Consider the following 25,945-nt stretch of genomic DNA (forward strand, 5'->3'; position numbering starts at 1 on the left):
GGATTGGGATTTGACAAAAGTTTTTACGCCGCTAAGATAAGCCTCCAACCGATTCCTCTGTAGTTCAGTCGGTAGAACGGCGGACTGTTAATCCGTATGTCACTGGTTCGAGTCCAGTCAGAGGAGCCAGATTTAAAGAAGCCCGCTTTGAGCGGGCTTTTTGCTTTTCTGGCGTAGACACCGTGACACGGCTGCATATTACGCCGTAATAACGTTCACCATCGTGGTGAACTTCTCCCACTGCTGCTGGAGCTTCGCCACGTGTGAAGAGGCAATATCCTTAAAAAAGTCCGTATCATTACCTGCGCCAATCCCCTGCCGTAATCCTGAAAACCAGGCCGAACTGTCAGTGGTGCTGTTGGTTAGCGACAGCATATCGCGCCGTTCATTTTGCGTTTCATGCTGGCCCGCATTGAGCTGCCTCAGCTGTTCGCTGAAGCTCTTCTCTCCTGCCGTATCACCGTATTGTTTTGCAATCGCCAGCGAACGGCTGGTCATATCTTTGACGATGTCATCCTGATCGTCAGCTTTTTTGGTCAGGTAGTTATTGATTTCAGCAACGCTTGCGGCCTGATGCTCAGATGGCACAAACTTCTGCACCAGAACGTTCAGTTTTGCCTGAGTAAGCGAAAGATCCATGGAAAGGGTTGTGGAGTTGCCTGAACCGCCTGGCGTCTGTAATGCTTCGGAAATCAGTCCGCCCATATCGAGCGAAGACAGCGAAGACTGTGAGAGCATGCCGGAAAAATAAGTATCAATGTCGTTTACGATAGCGTTGGTTTTGCTTTGAGTAAGTTCGATAATGCTATTTCTGGCCTGCAACATCTCCTTTTCGCTTTTGTCTATTGCTTCCTGACTCAACTGCGGATTGGCCGGGGCTTCTCCCGCGCGCATCCGTTCGATTTTTTCCTGTGAGAGAGAAATAGTAGTGGGCTGGTTGACTGCTTTCTTAAACACATCGTTCTGAGTCTGACTAAGATCCGTTACGCTCACGCTGCTCATACAAATTCCTTCGCGTTGTTTAGAAAATGATGTCGGGATTATCGGAAAAGCGGGAGAGAAACTTTAGCGGTGATTTAAGGCGTAATCGGCTTCAACGGCAGAGGAGTGCTCTTTTTAGCAGGTTGCAGCACAAATCGTTATGTAGTCAAATACATAACGAAGTAAAGCGCAAATGAGGGTTTTAATGAATCTGTATATGTTTTATATCGGCGGAAATGCCGGTAAATCGAATATTGAAGTGCATGACATTCAGTTTGTCGCTGCACGTGAGCCAAAAGAGGCCTGGCCTGCGCTTCGCGAGGCATGGTTTGGTGACAGCGATAAAATTCATATTGACGGCTACAGTCGCATTACGTGGGCCGACGGATATTCTGTTACGCTTTCGGCTGAAGCACCTCACTCTGCGGAACGGTTATTTTTCGTTAATGCCGGAGGTTACAGGCCGGACACCCTGGCGGAACTGCATGAGTTTGATCTGTTTGTCGCCGAAAATGCGCAGCGTGCTAAAAAGAAAGCGATGCAAACGCTGCTCCGTGGCGTCGATCATCAACATAAGGATAATTTAAAAGATGTTGATGATTGTCTGTTACTTGAAAAGGTGGGTGATTTATTTATTCACCTCACTCCCTGCGATGCAGGACATCGCGATAAACCTGAATGGCAAGGCTATCAACCGATTGGTGTCTGACACTGCAAAGACAGGCGTAGCAATCCAGGATGGAGAATGCCAGAGCCCGCGCCTTCAGCGGGCTTTAGCATCAGACGCCTTTACCCAATATCCACCACCCCTTCTGCCGTTCTCAACCACCGCGGCGCGCGCATTTCCGCTGAGAAGTAGCTGAGCAAGTCAAACAGCAGCCAGCTAAGGTATTTCTCCGTTTCTGAGGAAAACCCCGTCCCGGCCAGCGTTTGCGTCAGGGCCAGGCAGTAGTTGCACAGTTCAGTACATTCGGGGGTAAAACGGGGGACATCCTCCGGCGGCGCGTTCACCGTCAGGCTTTCAACAAGATGCGCCGGAACAGGGTCGAGCAAGGTGGGCTGTAATAACATCAGGCTGGCGTTGATTCTGCCGCACAGCGCCATTTTCAGGGTGGGATCGTTGCTTTCAATCAGCGTCCCGGCGAAGGTTTCGCAGTGTTCGGCCAGCACGGTGAAATCCGTGGCAGCGTTAAAGGGAACAGCAAGTAACGGGTGTGTTTGAGTGGGGATCGTAGCCATAAAGGCAACCTCCAGTGAGTAGTAAGTTATTTCCATCACCGGAGAGGCTAATCTCATGGGTGGTGGAACCGAACGGAGTTAGCCTTACCGGCCTCACTGACACCGGCGCGTCTTTCGACGCCCCCGTCCGGCCCCACCATTGAGGTGTAGCAGAACGCACGACACAAAAAAAGCGCAGACGCGCCTTGTGTCGTCAGTGAAGGATTTTCAGGAGGCTAATCCCGGCACCTGATTTTGCAGGTGCGGGAAAAGAATACTGCGATTGATAAGGAGCGGCAAGCGCGTTTCTGGAAGACGGCTCGCAAAATCATCACGCCGTCTTTATTTGATTAATCTCTACCCTTTCCACCCCATCGCAGGTGCCACGTGTTTCAGTATCGATTCAATCACGTGGACGTTATATTCCACGCCGAGCTGGTTCGGCACGGTCAGCAGCAGGGTATCCGCTTCGGCAATCGCTTCATCCTGTTTTAACTGCGTAATCAGCTTGTCCGGCTCGGCGGCGTAGCTGCGGCCAAAGATGGCGCGGGTCTGGTCGTCAATAAAGCCGACTTTATCGCTGTCATCGCCGCTGGCACCGAAATACGCCCGATCGCGATCGTTCATCAGCGCAAAGATGCTGCGGCTGACCGAGACGCGCGGCGTACGTGCATGCCCCGCTTCCGCCCAGGCGGCACGATAGGCGCGGATCTGTTTGGCCTGCTGAATATGGAACGGTTCGCCGGTTTCATCGTTCTTCAATGTAGAACTTTGCAGATGCATGCCCAGCTTCGCCGCCCAGACCGCCGTCGCATCGGACGAGGCTCCCCACCAGATGCGCTCGCGCAGCCCCTCAGAATAGGGTTCCGGGCGCAGCATTCCCGGCGGGTTGGGAAACATCGGCTGCGGGTTGGGTCTGGCAAAGCCTTCACCGCGTAGTACGTCCAGCAGCACCTCTGTATGCTGACGCGCCATATCGGCCTCGTTCTGCCCCTCAGCAGGCTGATAGCCGAAATAACGCCAGCCATCGATCACCTGCTCCGGCGAACCACGGCTGATGCCGAGTTGCAGGCGGCCACCGGCGATAAGATCCGCCGCACCGGCGCTTTCGGCCATATACAGCGGGTTCTCATAGCGCATGTCGATCACCCCGGTGCCAATCTCAATGCGGCAGGTCTTTGCGCCAATGGCGGCCAGTAAGGGAAACGGTGAGGCAAGCTGGCGGGCAAAATGGTGTACGCGAAAATACGCGCCGTCAGCGCCCAGCTCTTCAGCGGCAACCGCTAAATCGATGGACTGGAGCAGCGCATCGGCCGCGGAACGCGTTGCCGAATGCGGCGACGGCGTCCAGTGACCAAACGACAAAAAGCCGATCTTTTTCATGAGGGATTGTCCTGTTCTGGTAAATCATCAGCAGGCTCTCTACTTTACGCATGACTGTGAAAGAATAAATAGCGTTTGATTCACCTAAAACGTCAAATAAATTGACCAATTAAGACTGCTTTAAAGCGGGTGAATTTGCCCTGACGCATCGTTGCAGTGCTCACGCAGAATAAGCTACGCGTGATAAGGGCTAAGCAAATACGGGAGCGTGTCCCGCCATCATGGAATGTTTTTGCGCCAGATCTGGCTTAAGAAAGGATGCGGTGAGAGAGCCTCTCACCGCAGACCAGCATTACTCAGGCTGAGCATCCGTGTCGTGAACTTTCAGCTCGCCCATCACCTTCAGTTTTTTGGAGATTTCGCGGCGCTCTTTGGAGATTTCCGCATTTTTGATGATGTAGTCATCCACGCGATCTTCATAGTCGCTTTTCATGTTGGCGATGATGCCCTGAATCGCTTCCACGCTCATCCCCGGCTTGATGTAATCGCTGAGGTTGTCGAGCAGCAGTACGCGCTTCTGGTTATCACGGATCTTTTTCTCAACGTCCTGGATTTCACGCTGCAGTTTGTTTTTACGACGGAACAAACGAACAAACTCCAGTACGTCCTGAAATGAAGGCTTGGTGGTTTCCATTGCTATACCTCTGATAATTGAGATTCGGATTCGTTAATGCGACAGCCATAAGGTAAACACTACTGAGAGCTATCGCTGAAGACAATCATTTTTACTTTGTTCTTATCATACCGCTAAATGGGGCTGAATCGAAACACCTGGCGCAAAACCGCCGCCGTTTGCAGTTTATTTGCGCAGCGCCCGGCAAATCAGATGCGATAGCAGTTCCAGTTGCCGCGCCAGTTCCATGCTCAGCCACACGTAGCCGTGCATCGGTGTTTCGACCAGATCATCTCCTTCATACTCTTTGATAAGCTGACGAAGCTCGGCGACAATCTCATTGAGTTTTTCGCTATTGGCGAGGATCGGCTGCGGATTGCCTTCGTACAACGCATGAGCAATGGTCAGCAGCGTTTGCTGGGTCATCTGCTGGGTTTCGCGCAGGGTATGCGCGTTGAGCATGATGAAATGGCTGGCGCGCGAGGCCCAGAAGGCGTTGATTTGCAGCTCCAGGATACACACCAGATTGCGGTTAATGGTCTGGATGGCTTCAAAAATCGACTTCTGGATATGGGTTTCTTTGCTGGCGGGAGTAATCAAACCGCGCATTTTTACCACATCGTTAAGCACGTTTTGCTGGCGCTTTTCAAGACGCGGGCGCTCGACCAGGTTGGGCGAAAACCCGGCCTGATAAAGGCGGTTAAACGTGGTCACGTAGTTCGCCATCTGAATGCGCCAGTGCAAAAACGCCCGCTGCGGCCAGATGCCGGTAAAGAGCATTGCCAGCAAGGAGCCGAAAATAACATCGCCGCTTCGCCACAGCGCAGTGTGCATATCACCGACCGGCGACCCGACAACCACCGCGAGGGTAATGCCGATCAGTAGCGCCTGATAAGGTCGCTTGCCGAGCGTCAGCCAGGCGCATAAAAACATCGCGGCTGCACACCAGATCAGCATAATGGGCAATGAGTAGCGCTCGAGCTGAAGGGCCACCAGCCCCAGCGCCGAGCCGAGGATCGTGCCGCCGATACGCTCAAACGCGCGCGGCACCACGTTACCCCAGAACGAAATGGGCCCCATGATCACCACCAGGGTAATGAGCGGCCACGTCCCTTCCGGGATATCAAATAGTCTTACCAGTAAAAAGGTAAGAATAAACGCCAGTGCGATACGGACACCGTGCACTATCCGGTAGTGACGATACAAACGGATCTCAAAGGGACTTAAGGACTTATCAGCGCGCAAACCCGCTCTCCGGCCACTCGTTCAAAAGCGCAATTGTACCGTTTTTTTCCGGGCATAAGCATCCCCTCTGTGCGAATTCCCTTTCAATCAATAAGGCGATTTTCTTATGCATCCGCGAGCGGGATATACATATCAATATCCCAGTAGCCGTCCGCGTTACCGTCATTCAGGTAAATTTCAAAACAGGGACGAGGGGCAATCTGGTGGTTGCCATCCTGCGACAAGCTCTCAAAGAACTCACGCCACGGGGTGGCAAAATCATGATTGTCGACCCGCGCGCTGGCGATGGCGTACTGCCCGCCCTCAATCTCGGTATGGATCACGCCAGGGCTGTTTTCGCCAACGGTGAAGCCTTCTTCCACTCTCACCACCGTTGCACAGCGCAGTTTTTCGGCGGGCGTGTCATCCGGATTATCGTAATAAATCGCCAGCCATTCCTGCGGCTGAATATGCCGGGTATCAACCCACAGCACCAGTTGCTCAAAGCCCTGTTTAACCGTTTTCTCCCACGGTCCGACGAGGTGAAAACCTGCGACGTTGCGCGAGTCAGCCTGTTCAATGTGATAATCCATGTAGCCTCCCGTTGGATGACGATATGAAGCCGATAGGTTAAGTATGTCTGCTGAAAGGAGGAGATGCAAAAAGCGCCCCCGATGGGGGGCGCTGAAAATCAGGATTTGTGATGCAGATAATCGCTCAGGCGCGAGAACAGACCGCCTTTTTCCACGCTGTTCAGGGTGGTAAGCGGCAGCCGGGCGACGACCTTATCGCGATCGTAGAGTTCGATTTCACCGACAGATTGATGAGCGGCAATCGGCGCATCCAGCTCTTTGCCGTTCAGCACGTACCGGGCCTTAATATGTTCGATTTCCGTTTTCGGCAGCGCCATCCAGAAATCACGGTCCGGGCCAACGGCGACATTTTCTTTATCACCATACCAGACGCGCTCGTTGCCAATGGATTTCCCCTTCGTCAGGATCTGCACGGTGGCATAGTTCTGCTGGCCCCAGACCAGCAGCTTGCGCGCTTCATCTTCGCGGCCTTTGGCACTGGCTGCGCCCATAATCACTGCGATCAGCCGCTGATTTCCCTCTACGGCAGAGGCGATCAGGTTAAACCCGGCTCCCGACGTGTGACCGGTTTTCAGACCGTCGATTTTCAGTGTCTTATCCCATAACAGGCCGTTACGGTTCTGTTGGGTAATACCGTTCCACGTCAGGCTTTTCTCACTGTACATGTGATAAAACTCCGGCTCGCCGTGAATAATGGCGCGGGAAAGCACCGCCAGATCGTAAGCCGAACTGTGCTGCCCCGGCGCATCAAGGCCGTGGACGGTTTCGAAATGGGTATCGCGCAGGTTAAGCTTCTGAACATAGCTGTTCATCATCTTCACAAACTGCGGCTGGCCGCCGGCAACATAATCCGCCAGCGCCACGCAGGCATCGTTACCTGAATCGACAATCAGCCCCCGGCTCAAATCGTGTACCGTTAAGCGATCGCCGGGTTTAAGAAACATCAGCGACGAGCCGTCAAACACCGGATTCCCTTTCGCCCACGCGTCTTTGCCAACGGTTACAACGTCATCTGCACGAATACGGTGACTATCAATAGCCCGGTCAATAACATAACCGGTCATCAGTTTGGTCAGGCTGGCGGGGTTGCGCTGCTGATGTTCGTTCCCGGCGGTCAGAATTTGACCGGTGGTATAATCCATCAGCACCCAGGCTCCCGCCTGGACGGCAGGCGGCTGCGGCGAGACGGCAAAGGTATCGTCAGCCAGCGCGGAAGAAATCCCTGAAGCGAGTAAAGAAACAGCAATAAACAGACGGCGTTTCAACAGCATATCCTCATTCTATAATTCGCCGTCCTTTGTACGGGAGATCCTGACAACGTGCCCGGTTAAAGTGCAAGGAAATATGACATCCATCACGGACAGAAACCCGGAACTGACGCTTACGATGGCTGGCTAAATCGTTTACCATACCGGTGAGTCTCCCTCGCAGCCCATCACGGATTAATCATACCTATGCAAGATACGCCGCATCAGCCAGGATTTTTATTTCACGATTACGAAACCTTTGGTACCAGTCCGGCGCTGGACCGGCCTGCTCAGTTCGCCGCCATCCGCACCGATGCTGATTTTACCGTGACGGGTGAGCCCGAGGTGTTCTACTGCAAGCCCGCTGATGATTATCTTCCGCAGCCGGAAGCGGTAATGATCACCGGCATCACGCCGCAGGAAGCGCTGGCGAAAGGCGATAACGAAGCCACCTTCGCGCGGCGCATTCATGACCTGTTTACCGTGCCGAAGACCTGCGTGGTGGGCTATAACAACGTGCGTTTTGACGATGAAGTCACGCGGAATATTTTCTATCGCAACTTTTACGATCCCTACGCGTGGAGCTGGCAGCATGACAACTCGCGCTGGGATCTGCTGGACGCAATGCGCGCCTGCTACGCCCTGCGCCCGGAAGGCATTCACTGGCCGGAAAATGACGAAGGCTTGCCGAGCTTCCGCCTTGAGCATCTGACCAAAGCCAACGGTATTGAGCACAGTAACGCCCACGATGCGATGGCAGATGTCTACGCGACAATTGCCATGGCGAAGCTGCTGAAAACCAGACAGCCGCGCCTGTTCGACTATCTCTACACGTACCGCGGTAAAAATAAGCTGATGACGCTGATCGACGTGCCGCAGATGAAACCGCTGGTGCATGTCTCAGGGATGTTCGGTGCCTGGCGCGGCAATACCAGTCTGGTCGCCCCGCTGGCGTGGCACCCGGAAAATCGCAACGCGGTGATTATGGTCGATCTCGCGGAAGACGTCTCCGTGCTGCTGGACCTGGATGCCGACGCCCTGCGCGAACGGCTCTATACCGCGAAAGCCGATCTCGGCGATGCGCTGCCGGTGCCGGTCAAGCTGGTGCATCTGAACAAATGCCCGGTGCTGGCACAGCAAAATACGCTGCGCCCGGAAGATGCCGACCGTCTGGGCATCAACCGCCAGCGCTGCCTCGACAACCTGAAAATCCTGCGTGAAAACCCACAGGTGCGCGAAAAAGTGGTGGCGATCTTTGCCGACGCCGAGCCGTTTGTGCCGTCGGACAATGTCGATACGCAACTCTATAACGGCTTTTTCAGCGATGCCGATCGCGCGGCGATGAAAATCGTGCTGGAGACCGATCCGCGCAATCTGCCCGCGCTGGATATTACCTTTGCCGATAAACGCATTGAACGTCTGCTGTTTAATTACCGGGCGCGCAATTTCCCTGGTACCCTGGACGAAGCCGAACAGCAACGCTGGCTGCAGCACCGTCGCAACGTTTTCACGCCTGAGTTTTTACAGGGCTATGCGCAGGAGCTGGAAGCGTTGTGGGGGCAATATGAGGGAAACAGTGAGAAGCAGGCGCTGCTGAAGGCGTTATATCAGTATGCGCAGGAGACGGTGTAAGCCGTCCCCCGCGCCAGTCAAACTCAGGCTTTTTTGACGGTAATGGACCAGGCGGCATCGCCAACCTGCTGATAGTCGGTGATGCTGTGCCCCTCTTCTGCTGCCCACTGCGGGATCGCTTCCGTCGCCTGGGTACAGTCAAAGTCGATCACCAGTTCATCACCGCTGTGCATCTCTGCCAGCGCCGCTTTCGCTTCAATCAGCGGGAACGGGCAAACCTGCGTCACCACGTCGAGTTTTTTAATCGCCATTTCTACTCCAGTCAATCAATTAAGCGGCCGCAGCGGCGAGTTTTGCTTTACGCTGCGGACGTACATACAGGAACCAGGACGCCGTCCAGACACCGAGGATCATAAAGACCAGGCCAATCCAGCCCTGCCAGGTGAGCATGGCGGTCATGACCAGTCCGTTACCGATGGAACAGCCACCCGCGATGCTGGCCCCGAAGCCCATCAGCACGCCGCCGGAGGCGCTGCGCAACGTGGTGCCAACGTCAGCGGCACGCACGCGGAACTCACGGCTGGCCTTAGCGGCAATAAACGATCCGAGGAAAATCCCCAGCACTAGGAACACGCCCCAGTTGAGGAATTTGCTGTCACCCGCGACCAGAAATTGCAGGATATTGGCGGTTGGCGAGGTGATGCCTAAGCCGAACATGCGCCCGGTCGCTTCGCTGAGCGGCCATGCCAGCAGCGCAATCAGCCCAATCAGGGTTGCCGTGAAGAACGGATGCCAGCGCTTTTCGAACAGCAGATGCGCCAGACCGGTACGGCGCGGCGGCAGCGTTGCAACCCTCAGCTTCGGTTTACGCAGCTCTTTGAGTACCAGCCAGCCAGTGACCACCAGCAGGAGCGCAATCAACGGCCAGACGGAGACATTCAGCGTTTCGGCAATAGAGTTGTGCGCGGTGCTTTGTGTTTTCAGGAACTGGTTCAGCCCGGCGGCGTGCGGGGAGCGCATCACGGCACTCATCACCATGTAAGTCACCAGCGCGATCCAGCTGCCAATAAGCCCTTCTCCCGCCCGATACCAGGTGCCGGTCGCGCAGCCGCCGGCATAAACAATGCCGAGGCCAAAGACAAAGCCGCCCACCACGGTGCCGAGCCACGGGAATGCGCCCGCGTCGTATTGCACGATGCCCAGCTGGATCAGGGCAAACACGCCAACGCTCTGAATACAGATCGCGATTAACAGGGCGTAAAACATACGGTTATTTTTGGCGATGTACATATCGCGGAAGCCACCCGTCAGGCAGAAACGTCCGCGTTGCATCACAAAACCCAATAGCGCACCGCAAAACAGGCCGCTTACTATCATCTGCAACATAAGAAATACTTAATCCGGAAAATATCAGTCAGCAAATTATTCCTGACCCGTCCGGCGCAAACCAATAACCAAAGACTCTAAACCATAACCATGAGTTATAAGACATAAAAAAACCGGAGCACAAAGTCTCCGGTTTCGGGGGGCGTGGTGCCCGGCGGCGCTACGCTTGTGCGGGCCTACGGGTCATGGTTGACCGTAGGCCGGGTAAGGCGAAGCCGCCACCCGGCATTACGCCTTAATGATCAGGCGATATCTTCGTACTGCGGGACCGGGCTACGGAACACGCGGGTTACACAGGCCAGGTAAACCAGACCAATAGCGCCCCAAATCAGGCCGAGGATCATCGAACTTTCTTCGAGGTTAACCCACAGCGCGCCCACGGTCAGCGCACCGCACACCGGCAGGATCAGATAGTTGAAATGGTCTTTCAGCGTTTTATTACGCTTTTCACGGATCCAGAACTGGGAAATCACCGACAGGTTAACGAAGGTGAACGCTACCAGCGCACCAAAGTTAATCAGCGCCGTTGCGGTAACCAGGTCAAATTTAATCGCCAGCAGGGCAATCGCGCCAACCAGCAACACGTTCCATGCCGGGGTACGCCATTTCGGATGCACATAACCAAAGAAGCGGCTCGGGAACACGCCATCGCGCCCCATCACGTACATCAGACGAGACACGCCCGCGTGCGCTGCCATACCGGAGGCCAGTACGGTTACGCTGGAGAAAATCAGCACGCCCCACTGGAAGGTTTTGCCTGCCACGTACAGCATGATTTCTGGCTGCGAAGCATCCGGATCTTTAAAGCGAGAGATGTCCGGGAAGTACAGTTGCAGGAAATACGAAGCGACGATGAATACCAGCCCGCCAATCAGCGCGGTGAGGAAAATCGCTCTCGGGATCACGCGCTCGGCATCTTTGGTCTCTTCAGAAAGCGAAGAAATACCGTCAAAGCCCAGGAACGAGAAGCAGAGAATGGTTGCCCCGGTGATCATCGGCACGACATGTGCGCCTTCAGACCAGAACGGACGGGTGCTGGTCAGCGTCCCCGCGCCTTCGCCGTGATCGACACCATAAATGATCATCCCGACAATGACCGCCACGATGCCCATTTGCAGGATCACAATCAGGGTATTGAAATTGGCAACGGTCTTGATGCTGCGCAGGTTAGAGATGGTCATAAAGGCCACCAGCGCGACAACGAAAATCCACGACGGCACGGAAGGCACCAGCGCTTCAAAATAGATTTTTGCCAGCAGAATGTTGATCATCGGCATGAACAGATAGTCCAGCAGCGACGACCAGCCAACCATAAAGCCAACGACCGGGCTGATGGATTTCTGGGCATAGGTGTAAGCGGAGCCAGCGGACGGGAAACGACGTACCAGTTTACCGTAGCTCAGCGCCGTAAAGAGGATCGCCACCAGCGCGAAGGCGTATGCCGTCGCCACATGACCATCCGTCAAACCAGAGACTATGCCGAACGTATCGAACAGCGTCATCGGCTGCATATAGGCAAGACCCATCATAACAACCGGAATCAGCGTAAGCGTTTTACGCAATTCCACGCGAGAGGTGTTTGGAGTAACGTTATGCGACATGGTCATTCCCCTTTTCGGCGAATGCCGTCGCGTAAACAAAAAATTGCCCCATTTTCAGGATTCCTCAGCGACAACAACTGTCGGTTTTTAGTAAATATCTATCCGGTACGAAGCCCGGCCTCTTGGTATTGAATGAGTGTCTTTATGCAAAAAAATAACCGACGCGTTTAACGTCGGTTAGTTTCATTTTTTGCAGGCGGCGTATTTTGCCCTAAAGAAAGGCGGCCTGACAAGAGAATGCGAGGCAGATCATAAAATAACGCGCGTTAACTGACTGATTTTTAAGCACTGGCGGCATCATTAAAAGTATTAATAGCACTATTTGCTAAAAATACCCTACTCCATCGGCATAACCAGCGGATCGGGGAACTGATAGTCAAAGCCCAGTTCGTGACAAATCCGGCTGCCATCAATCAGTTTTCCTTTATTCTCTTCGGCACCCGAGGTGAATACCGGCGGCTCGAGTCCCAGTTGCCGGGCCATCTGCGGATAAAACACCGCGCGGGACGGGTGCTGCGGCGCGCAGATATTATAAATATGCCCGCCTTTAGGCGTCTGGAGCAGTAACGTGATGGCGGCAACAACGTCTTCCAGATGCACCAGATTAACGCCCTGCTGCCCGTCCGGTGCAGTTTTACCGGCAAAGAAACGCCCGGGATGACGCCCCGGCCCAACCAGCCCGGCGAGACGCACGATATCGACGGAGGTTCCCGGCAGATGGTGCAACCAGTCTTCCAGCTCCTTAAGCACCCGGCCACTGGCGGTAACCGGCTCGCGCGGTGCGTTCTCCTTTATTACCCCGGAGGCGTTACCGTACACTGACGTGGAACTGGTGAAAATAATTCGCTTCACCTGGTACGCCAGCGCACTGTCGACGATTTCCTGCACCGCCTGGAAATAGAAGTCTTCACCCGGTCCGCTGCGGCGGGCGGGCAACGTGATTACCAGCGCGTCAACGTTCATTAACGCGTCAAGATCGTCAGTCTCGCAGACCAGTTCCGGCTCCAGGCGCAGCAGATAACTGTCGATCCCGCACATCCGCGCGGCCTCAACCCCATCGGACGTGGTTTTACTGCCGGCGATCTGCCATCCTCGCGCCGTGAGTGAAAGCGCCAGCGGCATCCCCAGCCATCCTAAACCGACAATTGCGATCTTTTTCACGGCTTATCTCCTTAACGTGACCTGTTATTGATAAGGCTACGCCACCCTGACGGAACTGACAATTCAGTGGGTGAATATGAAATGAGTTAAAGTTGAAAAAAAGGGCTTGCCATTCTCAGGTGAAGTAGTTTAGGTTTAAAGCAACACGAATAAGCATTCATCGGAATTACTATGATCAGCGTTCAATTTAAACACCACCATCATCACCATCATCCTGACTAGTCTTTCAGGCGATGTGTGCTGGAAGACATTCAGATCTTCCAGTGGTGCATGAACGCAAGAAAAAGCCCCCGGAAGATCGCCTTCCGGGGGCTTTTTTTTGGACAGAATTCAGACAGGATAATGAGGACCACAGAATGTTAGATAACACCCGTTTACGCATAGCTATTCAGAAGTCAGGCCGTCTTAGCGATGATTCACGCGAATTACTGGCCCGCAGCGGCATTAAAATTAACCTGCACACTCAGCGTCTGATTGCGCTGGCGGAAAATATGCCCATCGACATTCTGCGCGTGCGTGATGACGATATTCCGGGGCTGGTGATGGATGGCGTGGTGGACCTCGGGATTATCGGTGAGAACGTGCTGGAAGAGGAACTGCTGACCCGCCGCGCACAGGGCGAAGATCCGCGTTACTTTACCCTGCGCCGTCTCGACTTCGGTGGCTGCCGCCTGTCGCTGGCGACCCCGGCCGATGAAGCCTGGGATGGCCCGGCGATGCTGGACGGCAAACGTATCGCGACCTCGTATCCGCACCTTCTGAAACGCTATCTTGATCAGAAAGGCATTGCCTTTAAATCCTGTCTGCTGAACGGCTCGGTTGAAGTGGCTCCGCGCGCAGGTCTGGCGGATGCGATTTGCGATCTGGTCTCGACCGGCGCGACGCTTGAGGCGAACGGCCTGCGTGAAGTCGAGGTGATTTACCGCTCGAAAGCCTGTCTGATCCAGCGCGACGGCGAAATGGAAGAAGGCAAACAGCAGTTGATTGACAAGCTGCTGACCCGTATTCAGGGCGTGATCCAGGCGCGTGAATCGAAATACATCATGATGCACGCGCCAACCGAGCGTCTGGAAGAAGTGGTCGCCCTGCTGCCCGGCGCGGAACGTCCGACCATTCTGCCGCTGGCGGGCGATCAGCAGCGCGTGGCGATGCACATGGTGAGTAGCGAAACCCTGTTCTGGGAGACAATGGAAAAACTGAAGGCGCTGGGGGCCAGTTCGATTCTGGTGCTGCCGATTGAGAAGATGATGGAGTAAGCGGCGTCGGCAAACCTGCCCGGTGGCGCTGCGCTTACCGGGCCTACAACAGGCAGGCAAAACGGTAGTCCATGCAAACCGGCAAACAGCCGCAAAGTCGGATATCCATCCGTAGGCCGGGTAAGCAAAGCGCCACCCGGCAGGCAGGCGCAAAAACGGATATTCATCCGTAGGCCGGGTAAGCGTAGCGCCACCCGGCAGGCAGGCGCAACGACTGGCGTTCAGCACAAACAGACAGGGTAATCATATGAGCTTTAACACCATCATCGACTGGAACAGCAGCACCCCGCAGCAGCAGCGTGAACTGCTGATGCGCCCGGCGATTTCCGCCTCCGACAGCATTACCCGCACGGTAGTGGAGATCCTCGACAACGTTAAAACCCGGGGCGACGCCGCGCTACGCGAGTACAGCGCCAGATTCGATAAAACCGACGTCAGCGCGCTGAAAGTGACCGCGCAGGACATCGCCGACGCCAGCGCGCGTCTGGATGATGACATCAAACAGGCGATGGCGGTAGCGGTGAAAAACATCACCACCTTCCACAATGCGCAGATCCTTCCCGCCGTGGATGTCGAAACGCTGCCCGGCGTGCGCTGTCAGCAGGTCACGCGCCCGATGGATTCCGTGGGCCTGTACATCCCCGGCGGTTCAGCGCCGCTGTTCTCTACCGTGCTGATGCTGGCGACCCCGGCACGCATCGCGGGATGTCATAACGTCGTACTGTGCTCGCCGCCGCCGATCGCCGACGAAATCCTTTATGCCGCGCAGCTGTGCGGCGTGCAGAACATCTTCAACGTGGGTGGCGCGCAGGCCATCGCGGCGCTGGCGTTCGGCACCGAATCCGTGCCCAAAGTGGATAAAATTTTTGGCCCCGGTAACGCGTTTGTGACCGAAGCCAAACGCCAGGTCAGTCAGCGTCTGGACGGCGCGGCCATCGATATGCCCGCCGGCCCCTCTGAGGTGCTGGTGATTGCCGACAGCGGCGCAACCCCGGATTTCGTCGCCTCCGACCTGCTTTCACAGGCCGAACACGGCCCGGACTCACAGGTGATCCTGCTGACACCGGACGCCGACATGGCGAGTCGCGTGGCGCAGGCCGTTGAACGTCAGCTTACCACCCTGCCACGTGCAGACACCGCGCGTCAGGCACTCTCCGCCAGCCGCCTGATCGTGGCACAGGATTTAGCCCAGTGCGTTGCCATCTCCAACCAGTATGGCCCGGAGCACCTGATTATTCAGACCCGCAACGCCCGCGATCTGGTCGACAGCATTACCAGCGCCGGCTCGGTTTTCCTCGGCGACTGGTCGCCGGAATCCGCCGGTGATTACGCCTCCGGCACCAACCACGTGTTACCGACTTACGGCTATACCCGCACCTGTTCAAGCCTCGGGCTGGCTGATTTTCAGAAACGGATGACCGTCCAGGAGCTGTCGCGCGAAGGCTTTGCGGCGCTGGCGTCGACCATTGAAACGCTGGCGGCGGCTGAACGGCTGACCGCGCACAAAAACGCCGTCACGTTGCGCATGAACGCGCTGAAGGAGCAAGAAGCATGAGCATTGAAGAATTAGCCCGCGCTAACGTCCGTGAACTGGTTCCTTATCAGTCCGCCCGCCGCCTTGGCGGTAAAGGGGACGTCTGGCTGAACGCCAATGAATATCCGCAAGCGGTGGAGTTCCAGTTGACCGCGCAGACGTTAAACCGTTACCCGGAATGTCAGCCGAAAGCGGTGATTGAAAACTACGCGCGTTATGCTGGCGTCACACCACAACAGGTGCTGGTCAGCCGCGGGGCGGATGAAGGCATTGAACTGCTGATCCGCGCGTTTTGCGAACCGGGTCAGGACGCGGTGCTGTTCTGCCCACCGACCTATGGCATGTACAGCGTCAGCGCCGAGACCATCGGCGTGGAATATCGCACTGTTCCGGCACTGGAAGACTGGCAACTGGATCTCCAGGGCATCGCCGACAAGCTGGACGGCGTGAAAGTGATTTATGTGTGTAGCCCCAACAATCCCACCGGGCAAATTATTAATCCACAGGATCTGCGCGTGCTGCTGGAGATGACGCGCGGCAAGGCAATTGTCGTCGCCGACGAAGCCTATATTGAGTTTTGCCCGCAGGCTTCGCTGGTTGGCTGGCTGAGCGAATATCCGCACCTGGTCATTTTGCGCACCCTGTCGAAAGCCTTTGCGCTGGCCGGGCTGCGCTGCGGCTTTACGCTGGCGAATGAAGAGGTGATTAACCTGCTGATGAAAGTGATCGCCCCCTACCCGCTTTCCACGCCGGTTGCCGACATCGCAGCCCAGGCGCTCAGCACGCCAGGTATCCTCGCTATGCGCGAGCGAGTACAACAGATCCTTGATGAACGCCAGCGCCTGATTGAGGCGCTGCAAAATATCCCCTGTGTGGAGCAGGTATTCCCGTCAGAAACCAACTATATTCTGGTGCGGATCACCGCATCGAGTGCGGTATTTAAATCTTTGTGGGATCAGGGCATTATCTTACGGGATCAGAATAAACAACCCTCTTTAAGCGGCTGCCTGCGTATTACGGTCGGCACCCGGGAAGAGTCTCAGCGCGTCATTGACGCCTTAAGTGCGGAGAAGGTATGACACAGAAGTATCTGTTTATCGATCGCGATGGAACGCTGATTGCCGAGCCACCCAGCGATTTTCAGGTCGATCGTTTCGACAAACTGGCCTTCGAGCCAGAGGCAATCCCGGCGCTGTTAACACTCAAGAAAGCCGGATTTAAGCTGGTGATGATCACCAATCAGGACGGGCTGGGGACTGACAGCCTGCCGCAGGCCGACTTTGACGGCCCGCATAATCTGATGATGCAGATTTTCTCTTCGCAGGGCGTTCAGTTTGAAGAGGTGCTGATTTGCCCGCACCTGCCTGCCGATAACTGTGACTGCCGCAAGCCGAAAACCCGGCTGGTGGAAGCCTGGCTGGCGGATGGCGTGATGGATAAAGCGCAAAGTTATGTGATTGGCGATCGCGCGACCGACATTCAACTGGCGGATAACATGGGCATTACCGGGCTGCTTTATAACCGCGACACCCTGAACTGGCCGGCGATTAGCGAACAGCTCACCCGCCGCGACCGCTATGCGCACGTCGAGCGCAACACCAAAGAGACGCAGATCGACGTTAAAGTCTGGCTGGACCGCGAAGGCGGCAGCAAAATGAACACGGGCGTCGGCTTTTTCGACCATATGCTCGATCAAATCGCCACCCACGGCGGCTTTCGCATGGAAGTGCAGGTGAAAGGTGATTTATACATCGACGATCACCATACCGTCGAAGATACCGGTCTGGCGCTCGGCGAAGCGCTGAAACTGGCGCTCGGCGACAAGCGCGGCATTAACCGCTTTGGTTTTGTTTTGCCAATGGATGAATGCCTGGCCCGCTGCGCGCTGGATATTTCCGGTCGTCCACATCTGGAGTATCGCGCCGAGTTTACCTATCAGCGCGTGGGGGATTTAAGCACTGAGATGGTCGAGCATTTCTTCCGCTCACTCTCCTATACCATGGGCGTGACCCTGCACCTGAAAACCAAGGGCAAAAACGATCACCATCGTGTCGAGAGTCTGTTTAAAGCCTTTGGCCGTACGCTGCGTCAGGCGATCCGCGTTGAAGGCGATACTCTTCCCTCCTCTAAAGGGGTGCTGTAATGAACGTCGCGATTCTGGATACCGGCTGTGCCAACCTGAATTCGGTTAAGTCCGCGATACTGCGCCACGGCTATGAGCCGGTGGTCAGCCGCGATCCGGATGTGGTGCTTCGTGCCGACAAATTGTTCCTGCCGGGCGTCGGTACCGCGCAGGCAGCGATGGATCAAATCCGCGAGCGTGAGCTGTACGATCTGGTCAGAGCCTGTACCCAGCCAGTGCTGGGGATTTGCCTGGGTATGCAGTTGCTCGGCAGCCGCAGCGAAGAGAATAACGGCGTCGAACTGCTGAATATCATCGATCAGGATGTGCCGAAGATGACCGATTTCGGTCTGCCGCTGCCGCATATGGGCTGGAACCAGATTTATCCGCAGGCGGGCAATCGTTTATTTCGTGGCATTGAAGACGGAGAGTGGTTCTATTTCGTACACAGCTACGCCATGCCGGTAAATACCTGGACTATTGCCCAGTGCCACTACGGTGAGCCGTTTACCGCCGCCATTCAAAAAGATAACTTCTACGGCGTGCAATTTCATCCGGAGCGCTCCGGTGCGGCGGGTGCGCAACTGCTGAAAAATTTCCTGGAGATGTGATGATCATTCCGGCTTTGGATTTAATTGACGGCACGGTTGTGCGACTGCATCAGGGCGACTACGCGCAGCAGCGTGATTACGGTAGCGACCCGCTGCCCCGGCTACAGGATTATGCCGCGCAAGGTGCTGAGGTCCTGCATCTGGTGGATTTGACCGGGGCGAAAGATCCGGCGAAGCGCCAGATTTCGCTGCTCAAAACGCTGGTCGCGGGCGTCACTGTCCCGGTGCAGGTCGGCGGCGGCGTTCGAAGCGAAGAAGACGTGGCAACGCTACTGGCGGCGGGCGTCTCCCGCGTAGTGGTTGGCTCCACGGCGGTCAAATCGCCGGAGGTCGTCAAAGGCTGGTTTGAACGCTTTGGTGCGGACGCGCTGGTGCTGGCGTTAGATGTTCGTATTGACGATCAGGGTAACAAACAGGTAGCGGTGAGCGGCTGGCAGGAAGATTCCGGCGTCTCCCTTGAAGCGCTGGTGGAAACCTATCTGCCGGTGGGGTTAAAACACGTCTTATGTACTGATATCTCCCGCGACGGTACGCTGGCAGGCTCCAACGTCTCGCTGTATGAGGAAATTTGCAGCCGCTATCCGCAGGTGGCATTTCAGTCCTCCGGCGGCATTGGCGATCTTAACGATATTGCCGCATTACGCGGCACCGGCGTGCGCGGCGTGATTGTCGGACGTGCGCTGCTGGAAGGTAAATTTACCGTGAAGGAGGCCATCGAATGCTGGCAAAACGGATAATCCCCTGTCTTGACGTGCGCGATGGTCAGGTGGTGAAAGGCGTACAGTTTCGCAATCATGAGATCATTGGCGATATCGTGCCGCTGGCCCAGCGCTACGCGGCAGAAGGCGCGGATGAACTGGTTTTCTATGACATTACCGCCTCCAGCGACGGGCGCGTGGTCGATAAAAGCTGGGTCTCCCGCGTCGCAGAAGTGATTGATATCCCCTTTTGCGTGGCGGGCGGGATTAAATCCCCCGAAGACGCGGCGCAGATCCTCTCCTTCGGCGCGGATAAGATTTCCATTAACTCCCCTGCCCTGGCCGACCCGGAATTGATTACCCGGCTGGCCGATCGCTTTGGCGTGCAGTGTATTGTGGTTGGTATCGATACCTGGCGTGATGAAAAAACCGGCAAGTACCATGTGAATCAGTATACCGGCGACGAAAGCCGCACCCGTATTACCCAGTGGGAGACCCTCGACTGGGTGCAGGAAGTGCAAACGCGCGGCGCGGGCGAAATCGTGCTGAATATGATGAATCAGGACGGCGTACGTAACGGTTACGATCTTGAACAGCTGAAGAAGGTGCGTGACGTCTGCCGCGTGCCACTGATCGCCTCCGGCGGTGCGGGTACGATGGAACACTTCCATGAAGCCTTCCGTGATGCCGACGTCGATGGCGCGCTGGCCGCGTCCGTCTTCCACAAACAGATCATTAATATTGGTGAATTAAAAGCGTTTCTGGTGACACAGGGCGTGGAGATACGAGTATGTTAACTGAGGAACAACGCGCAGCGCTGGACTGGGAAAAGACCGACGGGCTGCTGCCGGTGGTGGTACAGCACGCGGTGTCCGGCGAGGTGTTGATGCTGGGCTATATGAACCAGGATGCACTGGCAAAGACCGAGGAATGCGGTAAGCTCACCTTTTTCTCCCGCACAAAGCAGCGTTTATGGACCAAGGGCGAAACCTCGGGCCATTTTTTAAAGGTGGTGAGTATTACGCCAGATTGCGATAACGACACCCTGCTGGCGCTGGTGAACCCCATCGGGCCGACCTGCCATAAAGGCACCTCCAGCTGCTTCGGTGAGGCCAGCCATCAGTGGCTGTTTCTTTATCAGCTTGAGCAGTTGCTGGCCGCGAGAAAAACCGCCGATCCTGCGAGTTCCTATACGGCGAAACTGTACGCCAGCGGGACTAAGCGTATTGCGCAGAAGGTGGGAGAAGAAGGCGTGGAAACCGCGCTGGCTGCCACGGTGCATGACCGCTTTGAGCTGACTAACGAGGCGTCGGATTTGATGTATCACCTGCTGGTGCTCTTGCAGGATCAGGAACTGGATTTGACGGCGGTGATTGAGAATTTACGGGGAAGGCATCAGTAAAAAATACAGCGGTCAACATAACGTATGTTGACCGCCAGTGTTTTATCGGTTCATTTGCGTATAAAAGTAACGTTTACGATAAAACAGATCGATATGCTTTCTTAGACTACCGGTTTTATCAAACTCAATGCCATTGGTTTTGATAAACATCAGCAGATAAAAAATGATAACGACGCTCGTTTCTGCCCTTGCCATGATTGCCTCTGTAAATCCATAACAGATCAGCGAAAAGACCAGCACGATAAAGTACTTATTAGGGTTGTTGAGGATGGCCTGGTAAAGCATCCAGGTAAAAGGAATGATAAAAAATAAGCCGAGCGCACTCATTAGTATCAGATAGGAGTTATCGAGAGCATAATCCGGAAGCGCCGACCCAAATACATAATTGTAGGAATTAAGCGAGCTAAGATAATCATAAAAATAACTTAATCTTCCACTCAACATATAATCTAAATCGCCACCATGGTAATCCCACGGCAAAAACAAGGATATCGCCAGTAAAGTGACAGGCACCAGGGGCAAGTAGAAAACCACCAGATAGCGAAACAAGCCAATAGAAATGGCGACGTAAAAAATTAATGAAACAATCATCGCATAACCCGGCGTACGGGAATCTGCCAGGAAAGGTACACAGATGAAGAATACCAGAAGAATATTAGTAAACCAGCGAATAACGGAAGGTATTCTACCAGAAAGATATCCTTTACAGGCAAACAGAGTCATAAAGCAGGAATAAGCAATCATCCCTGGATAGTTTGCCGACCAGAATCCCATATTATTTCTATAGCGTCCAGTCTCAGGGATATAGACGATATCGGGATGGATGATGCCTTTGATGACTAACGCGGTGAAAAGCAGCGAAAACATTAATGTTGAATAATAAACAACTTCAATACTTTTAACCGCGCCTTTACGCCTTAACAGGTAAATAAACCATAGTGTAAAAATCAGGTTGATACAGGATTGGTTAAAGTTAAAGAGGAAAAAAACGGCAAGTACCACGCTACCGACGATGAGATTTAACTCTATATCAAGGTTTTTGATATAATAAATAACTATGATTATACCAATAGTGGCTCTTAATAACATTCCTGTTCGGTCGTCTATCACTTCCAGACCACTAATCAACAGCGAATTTGTTTGCATTAAAAACAATAAGAGTGCTGTCATATTATACGAAAATAGTTAATGTCATTAGAATATTTACCGGCATAAGATACGTCGTTAAAACTGTATCTGCCAGAAAACAATATACGTTACACCACCCTCCCTGGTAGTGTAATGGCTGGTCCGGCAAGCATCAATAAAATGATTTCAATACTTACCAGGAATCTTACTGCCTGTCATACATTTGCTTTATAATCACGCAATGCATTACGGGTTAATACAACACCAGCACCGATCATCAGCCCTAGGAATAAGCCAATAGCTACTGTTAAAGCACGTTTCGGACTGTCGCGGCGCACCGGCAATTTTGGCTTCATAACGTAACGATAAGAATGCAATTCAGAATCATCAATCTTAAGCGTACTGATTGCCATCAACGTCTGACGAGTCGCATAATAATCATCTGACAGTGCTAACGGGCGCGACTCTTCGTTCTTAACCATAGAAGCTAACGCATCGCTACCGAGCAAGAACATTGTATCCTGAGAAACTTGTTCAGCTTGTTGTGCCTGAGGCAATTTAATATTCGCCTGATTCGCCACGGTAAGCGCCTGATTAATTTGCGCCATCCGCTGATCCTTTTGCTCCTTAGCAATAGTCTCCTGGCGGGTTAAGGTTTGTTGTAGCTCAGCTGAACGAGCTTTAATATTCATCTGGAGATCGGCGCGTAGCTCTTTTGCTACTTCATCATCGACCTGTTGAATAGTCTCAGCTAACATTCTCTGCGCCAGTGCTGGTCCCTGATCAACATAAGATACTTTTATTGGGAGTCCCTGATCTTTCACGGCCGGTACGATATCAATAATTTTTTTATCTTCCCGATCGTTAACCGTCTCGGCAAGTGCTGAGAACGCAGCATTAAAGCGCTGAATAAAGTCCTGCTGAATGTTGGCCAGACCCGGGGCAGCAGGTCCGTACATGATATTCATTGCATTGCTATAAGCATTAATTTGACCAGCATCAGGTGCCGTAATAATTGACGTAGAAGTCCATTTCTCCTTCGCAATAGAAATATAACCCACCGATAAGACAATGCCGATAATAACCCAGATGGCAATTGTTTTTTTACCATGCCAAAGCTGCACCAGAAGGTCTATTAAATTAACCTGCTGGCGCTTTTTTGTGCGATTAACGTAACGCGTACTGGACTGATTCATATTAACCTTAAATGGAAATAATCATTCAAACTGATCGGAACGTAAATATTACTACGTGATATATCCTGCAAAGGAAGGTAATAACAACAGCCTGGGAATATCCAGGCTGTTGAGAAATCAATTAGTAGCCACTAATTTGATAAGGTACTTACCATAATTATTTTTCGCCAGCGGTTCCGCCAGTTTGTGAACCTGTTCAGCGTTAATAAACCCCTTGCGGTAAGCAATTTCTTCCGGGCACGCTACTTTCAGGCCCTGACGTTCTTCAATAGTCGCAATAAAGTTGCTGGCCTCGATCAGGCTCTGGTGCGTACCCGTATCCAGCCAGGCATAGCCACGCCCCATCATCTCGACGGAAAGCTTACCCTGCTCCAGATAAAGCTGGTTGATATCAGTGATCTCAAGCTCACCGCGCGCTGACGGCTTCAGATTTTTTGCGAGAGAGACAACTTCGTTGTCATAGAAATACAGACCAGTAACAGCATAATTGCTCTTCGGTTTGACTGGCTTTTCTTCCAGTGAAATAGCCTTACCATTTTCATCAAACTCCGCCACGCCGTAGCGCTCCGGATCATTGACATGATATGCAAACACGGTTGCGCCAGACGGTTGGTTCACAGCATTAGAAAGCAGTTTAGGCAGGTCGTGACCGTAGAAAATATTGTCACCCAGTACCAGAGCGCAGCTATCGTTACCGATAAACTCCTCACCAATAATGAAAGCTTGGGCAAGGCCGTCCGGACTTTCCTGCACTTTATATTGCAGGTTGAGGCCCCACTGGCTGCCATCGCCGAGCAACTGCTCAAAACGCGGCGTATCCTGCGGCGTGCTGATAATCAGAATATCGCGAATACCGGCGAGCATCAGGGTGGTCAGTGGATAGTAAATCATCGGTTTGTCATAGATCGGCAGCAATTGTTTGCTCACCGCCATAGTGACCGGGTAAAGACGCGTGCCCGAGCCACCAGCCAGAATAATACCTTTACGAGTTGTCATTGTTTTATCTCTGTTGTTCTTGTATTAAAGCGCAGCTGTGAACAGTTCCGCCAGCATTCGTTCAACGCCAGCCTGCCATTGCGGCAACTGGAGATTAAACGTGCTCTGGAATTTTTCTGTCGACAAGCGGGAGTTATTCGGGCGACGAGCCGGGGTCGGATAAGCGCTGGTCGGCACTTTCTTCACTTCCTGAACGGCAAGCTCAATACCTGCCTCACGCGCCTTTGCAAAAACCAGCTCAGCATAATCAGCCCAGGTGGTAATACCGGAGGCGACAAGATGATACAGCCCGGCGACGTCAGGCTTAACAAGTGCGGTACGAATAGCATGAGCGGTACAGTCAGCCAGCAGCTCTGCCCCGGTCGGCGCACCATATTGATCGCTGATAATAGAAAGCGTGTCGCGGGTTTTCGCCAGATTCAGCATTGTTTTGGCAAAGTTATTTCCCTTACCGGCATAGACCCAACTGGTGCGGAAAATAAGATGTTTATCGCAATGCTGCTGCAATGCCTGCTCACCAGCAAGCTTTGTCTCACCATAGACGTTAAGTGGTCCAGTCGCATCTGTCTCTTTCCACGGCGTTTCACCATCACCAGGGAAAACGTAATCGGTAGAGTAGTGCACAACCCAGGCATCCAGCTTCTGTGCTTCACGGGCGATAGCTTCCACGCTCTGCGCATTCAGCAGGTACGCCAGATCCGGTTCAGATTCAGCTTTATCCACAGCGGTATGCGCCGCCGCGTTAACGATCACGTCCGGGCGTAAGCGGCGCACGGTTTCAGCTACGCCTTCTGGTTTGGTAAAATCGCCGCAATAATCCGTAGAGTTAAAATCCAGCGCCGTCAGGTTTCCCAGCGGCGCTAACGCACGCTGAAGCTCCCAGCCTACCTGACCACTCTTACCGAATAACAAAATATTCATCACGCGCGATCCTTATAGTTCTGATCGATCCAGTTGGCGTAGGCACCACTTTTCACGTTATTCACCCACGCCTGATTATCCAGATACCACTGCACCGTTTTGCGGATGCCGGTTTCAAAACTTTCCTGCGGTGACCAGTTAAGTTCACGCTGAATTTTATCGGCGTCAATCGCATAACGGCGATCGTGGCCCGGACGGTCAGCCACCCAGGTAATGAGATCGCGATACGACGTTGCGGATGGAGCCAGTTCGTTGAGCAGATCGCAAATGGTATGCACCACTTCGATATTTTTCTTCTCGTTATGGCCGCCGATATTATACGTCTCACCCGGCTTGCCCTGGGTCAGTACGCAATAAAGCGCGCGAGCGTGATCTTCAACGTACAGCCAGTCGCGGATCTGATCGCCTTTACCATAAATCGGCAGCGGCTTCCCTTCCAGCGCGTTCAGGATCACCAGCGGGATCAGTTTTTCCGGGAAGTGGAACGGGCCATAATTGTTAGAGCAGTTGGTCACAATAGTTGGCAAACCGTAAGTACGTTTCCAGGCGCGAACCAGGTGGTCGCTGGAGGCTTTGGAGGCAGAATACGGGCTGCTCGGCGCGTAAGCTGTCGTTTCGGTAAACAGCGGCAGCGGTTCACTGCCGGTCCACTCATCCGGATGCGGCAAATCACCATACACTTCATCAGTGGAGATATGATGGAAACGAAACGCCGCTTTGCGTGCGGCATCCAGTTGATTCCAGTAAGCTCGCGCAGCTTCTAATAACGTATAAGTCCCGACCACATTGGTTTCGATAAAATCAGCAGGCCCGGTAATAGAGCGATCCACATGACTTTCAGCCGCCAGGTGCATCACCAGATCAGGCTGGTGATCGGCAAAAATACGCTCCATGGCTGCTTTATCACAGATATCTGCTTTCTCAAAAGCATAGCGCTCGCTGTCGGCCACGCTCTCTAGTGACTCAAGGTTACCGGCGTAGGTTAATTTATCAACATTAACAACGTGATCGGTTGTGTTCTCAATAATATGACGAACCACCGCAGAACCAATAAAACCCGCGCCACCTGTTACCAGAATTTTCATCAAATGGACCTTTATGT

The 25,945-nt window shown here is 53.7% G+C and carries 27 protein-coding genes, 1 tRNA gene and 1 other annotated feature; of the genes, 12 read left to right on the forward strand and 16 right to left on the reverse strand.

The window, feature by feature from the left end:
• The first annotated feature begins 53 nt into the window (after positions 1-53).
• Positions 54-129: transfer RNA gene (locus P0H77_RS13585), tRNA-Asn, on the forward strand.
• Positions 130-198: 69 nt separating this feature from the next.
• On the opposite strand, the gene P0H77_RS13590 is transcribed toward P0H77_RS13585, so the two are convergent.
• Positions 199-1,002, reverse strand: coding sequence for a hypothetical protein (locus P0H77_RS13590; RefSeq protein ID WP_276157396.1), 804 nt, complete (start codon positions 1,000-1,002; stop codon positions 199-201).
• 184 nt (positions 1,003-1,186) lie between these two features.
• On the opposite strand from P0H77_RS13590, the gene P0H77_RS13595 reads away from it, so the two are divergent.
• Positions 1,187-1,690, forward strand: a complete 504-nt coding sequence (locus P0H77_RS13595) for a DUF1543 domain-containing protein (protein WP_276157397.1) — start codon at positions 1,187-1,189, stop codon at positions 1,688-1,690.
• 80 nt (positions 1,691-1,770) lie between these two features.
• Here the strand turns inward: P0H77_RS13595 and P0H77_RS13600 are convergent, their stop codons facing one another.
• The 6 genes from P0H77_RS13600 to dacD all read right to left on the reverse strand — a co-directional run bounded on the left by P0H77_RS13600 (position 1,771) and on the right by dacD (position 7,283).
• On the reverse strand, positions 1,771-2,220 hold the full coding sequence (locus tag P0H77_RS13600; RefSeq protein WP_276157398.1) for a hypothetical protein: 450 nt from the start codon (positions 2,218-2,220) through the stop codon (positions 1,771-1,773).
• A gap of 336 nt (positions 2,221-2,556) precedes the next feature.
• Complete coding sequence (locus P0H77_RS13605) at positions 2,557-3,582, reverse strand: LLM class flavin-dependent oxidoreductase (protein WP_276157399.1); 1,026 nt, start codon at positions 3,580-3,582, stop codon at positions 2,557-2,559.
• A gap of 292 nt (positions 3,583-3,874) precedes the next feature.
• A complete protein-coding gene (locus tag P0H77_RS13610; protein ID WP_276157400.1) occupies positions 3,875-4,216 on the reverse strand; it encodes a DUF496 family protein in 342 nt (113 codons plus the stop codon).
• 165 nt (positions 4,217-4,381) lie between these two features.
• The gene (locus tag P0H77_RS13615) at positions 4,382-5,440 is read right to left on the reverse strand and encodes an FUSC family protein (RefSeq protein ID WP_276157401.1); all 1,059 of its coding nucleotides are present in this window, start codon (positions 5,438-5,440) and stop codon (positions 4,382-4,384) included.
• Positions 5,441-5,544: 104 nt separating this feature from the next.
• Complete coding sequence (sbmC, locus tag P0H77_RS13620) at positions 5,545-6,012, reverse strand: DNA gyrase inhibitor SbmC (RefSeq protein ID WP_276157402.1); 468 nt, start codon at positions 6,010-6,012, stop codon at positions 5,545-5,547.
• A 98-nt stretch (positions 6,013-6,110) separates the two neighbouring features.
• A complete protein-coding gene (gene dacD, locus P0H77_RS13625; RefSeq protein ID WP_276157403.1) occupies positions 6,111-7,283 on the reverse strand; it encodes a serine-type D-Ala-D-Ala carboxypeptidase DacD in 1,173 nt (390 codons plus the stop codon).
• 183 nt (positions 7,284-7,466) lie between these two features.
• On the opposite strand from dacD, the gene sbcB reads away from it, so the two are divergent.
• Positions 7,467-8,891 (forward strand): exodeoxyribonuclease I, encoded by a 1,425-nt coding sequence (gene sbcB, locus P0H77_RS13630; protein ID WP_276157404.1) that lies wholly within the window; start codon positions 7,467-7,469, stop codon positions 8,889-8,891.
• A gap of 23 nt (positions 8,892-8,914) precedes the next feature.
• Here sbcB and tsuB read toward each other — a convergent pair whose 3' ends face one another.
• The 4 genes from tsuB to P0H77_RS13650 form a co-directional block, all read right to left on the reverse strand.
• Positions 8,915-9,142 (reverse strand): thiosulfate utilization sulfurtransferase TsuB/YeeD, encoded by a 228-nt coding sequence (tsuB, locus tag P0H77_RS13635; RefSeq protein ID WP_103674147.1) that lies wholly within the window; start codon positions 9,140-9,142, stop codon positions 8,915-8,917.
• A gap of 19 nt (positions 9,143-9,161) precedes the next feature.
• Positions 9,162-10,217: a thiosulfate utilization transporter TsuA/YeeE gene (gene tsuA / locus P0H77_RS13640; protein WP_276157405.1), complete on the reverse strand. Its 1,056-nt coding sequence runs from the start codon at positions 10,215-10,217 to the stop codon at positions 9,162-9,164.
• 242 nt (positions 10,218-10,459) lie between these two features.
• The gene (locus P0H77_RS13645; RefSeq protein ID WP_276157406.1) at positions 10,460-11,818 is read right to left on the reverse strand and encodes an APC family permease; all 1,359 of its coding nucleotides are present in this window, start codon (positions 11,816-11,818) and stop codon (positions 10,460-10,462) included.
• A 336-nt stretch (positions 11,819-12,154) separates the two neighbouring features.
• Positions 12,155-12,979: an SDR family oxidoreductase gene (locus P0H77_RS13650; protein WP_276157407.1), complete on the reverse strand. Its 825-nt coding sequence runs from the start codon at positions 12,977-12,979 to the stop codon at positions 12,155-12,157.
• Between the two features lie 171 nt (positions 12,980-13,150).
• On the opposite strand from P0H77_RS13650, the gene hisL reads away from it, so the two are divergent.
• The 9 genes from hisL (at position 13,151) to hisIE (ending at position 20,602) form a co-directional block, all read left to right on the forward strand.
• Positions 13,151-13,201: a his operon leader peptide gene (gene hisL / locus P0H77_RS13655; protein ID WP_101706263.1), complete on the forward strand. Its 51-nt coding sequence runs from the start codon at positions 13,151-13,153 to the stop codon at positions 13,199-13,201.
• Positions 13,177-13,300, forward strand: a sequence feature (His leader region). Its footprint overlaps the gene before it by 25 nt.
• 35 nt (positions 13,301-13,335) lie before the next feature.
• A complete protein-coding gene (gene hisG, locus P0H77_RS13660; RefSeq protein WP_176919175.1) occupies positions 13,336-14,235 on the forward strand; it encodes an ATP phosphoribosyltransferase in 900 nt (299 codons plus the stop codon).
• 247 nt (positions 14,236-14,482) lie between these two features.
• Positions 14,483-15,790 carry a histidinol dehydrogenase gene (gene hisD / locus P0H77_RS13665; protein ID WP_276157408.1) on the forward strand — a complete coding sequence of 436 codons (1,308 nt, stop codon included), beginning with the start codon at positions 14,483-14,485 and terminating at the stop codon, positions 15,788-15,790.
• The gene (hisC, locus tag P0H77_RS13670) at positions 15,787-16,848 is read left to right on the forward strand and encodes a histidinol-phosphate transaminase (protein ID WP_276157409.1); all 1,062 of its coding nucleotides are present in this window, start codon (positions 15,787-15,789) and stop codon (positions 16,846-16,848) included. Before hisD ends, hisC begins: the two co-directional genes overlap by 4 nt.
• On the forward strand, positions 16,845-17,912 hold the full coding sequence (gene hisB, locus P0H77_RS13675) for a bifunctional histidinol-phosphatase/imidazoleglycerol-phosphate dehydratase HisB (protein ID WP_276157410.1): 1,068 nt from the start codon (positions 16,845-16,847) through the stop codon (positions 17,910-17,912). The genes hisC and hisB overlap by 4 nt, the downstream gene beginning before the upstream one ends.
• Positions 17,912-18,502, forward strand: a complete 591-nt coding sequence (gene hisH / locus P0H77_RS13680; protein ID WP_276157411.1) for an imidazole glycerol phosphate synthase subunit HisH — start codon at positions 17,912-17,914, stop codon at positions 18,500-18,502. The genes hisB and hisH overlap by 1 nt, the downstream gene beginning before the upstream one ends.
• On the forward strand, positions 18,502-19,239 hold the full coding sequence (hisA, locus tag P0H77_RS13685; RefSeq protein ID WP_276157412.1) for a 1-(5-phosphoribosyl)-5-[(5-phosphoribosylamino)methylideneamino]imidazole-4-carboxamide isomerase: 738 nt from the start codon (positions 18,502-18,504) through the stop codon (positions 19,237-19,239). Before hisH ends, hisA begins: the two co-directional genes overlap by 1 nt.
• Positions 19,221-19,997, forward strand: coding sequence for an imidazole glycerol phosphate synthase subunit HisF (gene hisF, locus P0H77_RS13690; RefSeq protein WP_276157413.1), 777 nt, complete (start codon positions 19,221-19,223; stop codon positions 19,995-19,997). The genes hisA and hisF overlap by 19 nt, the downstream gene beginning before the upstream one ends.
• Positions 19,991-20,602 carry a bifunctional phosphoribosyl-AMP cyclohydrolase/phosphoribosyl-ATP diphosphatase HisIE gene (gene hisIE / locus P0H77_RS13695; protein ID WP_276157414.1) on the forward strand — a complete coding sequence of 204 codons (612 nt, stop codon included), beginning with the start codon at positions 19,991-19,993 and terminating at the stop codon, positions 20,600-20,602. The genes hisF and hisIE overlap by 7 nt, the downstream gene beginning before the upstream one ends.
• Before the next feature lie 42 nt (positions 20,603-20,644).
• Here the strand turns inward: hisIE and P0H77_RS13700 are convergent, their stop codons facing one another.
• From P0H77_RS13700 to rfbB, 5 genes are all read right to left on the reverse strand, one after another.
• Positions 20,645-21,748, reverse strand: a complete 1,104-nt coding sequence (locus P0H77_RS13700; RefSeq protein WP_133159215.1) for a hypothetical protein — start codon at positions 21,746-21,748, stop codon at positions 20,645-20,647.
• Between the two features lie 197 nt (positions 21,749-21,945).
• Complete coding sequence (gene wzzB, locus P0H77_RS13705) at positions 21,946-22,926, reverse strand: LPS O-antigen chain length determinant protein WzzB (RefSeq protein ID WP_276157415.1); 981 nt, start codon at positions 22,924-22,926, stop codon at positions 21,946-21,948.
• A gap of 117 nt (positions 22,927-23,043) precedes the next feature.
• On the reverse strand, positions 23,044-23,922 hold the full coding sequence (rfbA, locus tag P0H77_RS13710) for a glucose-1-phosphate thymidylyltransferase RfbA (protein ID WP_103674161.1): 879 nt from the start codon (positions 23,920-23,922) through the stop codon (positions 23,044-23,046).
• A 24-nt stretch (positions 23,923-23,946) separates the two neighbouring features.
• Positions 23,947-24,843, reverse strand: a complete 897-nt coding sequence (rfbD, locus tag P0H77_RS13715; protein WP_276157416.1) for a dTDP-4-dehydrorhamnose reductase — start codon at positions 24,841-24,843, stop codon at positions 23,947-23,949.
• Positions 24,843-25,928 (reverse strand): dTDP-glucose 4,6-dehydratase, encoded by a 1,086-nt coding sequence (gene rfbB, locus P0H77_RS13720; RefSeq protein WP_276157417.1) that lies wholly within the window; start codon positions 25,926-25,928, stop codon positions 24,843-24,845. The genes rfbD and rfbB overlap by 1 nt, the downstream gene beginning before the upstream one ends.
• Between the last annotated feature and the right edge of the window lie 17 nt (positions 25,929-25,945).

This window comes from Superficieibacter sp. HKU1, assembly GCF_029319185.1.
In the GTDB taxonomy this organism is placed as follows: Bacteria; Pseudomonadota; Gammaproteobacteria; order Enterobacterales; family Enterobacteriaceae; genus Superficieibacter.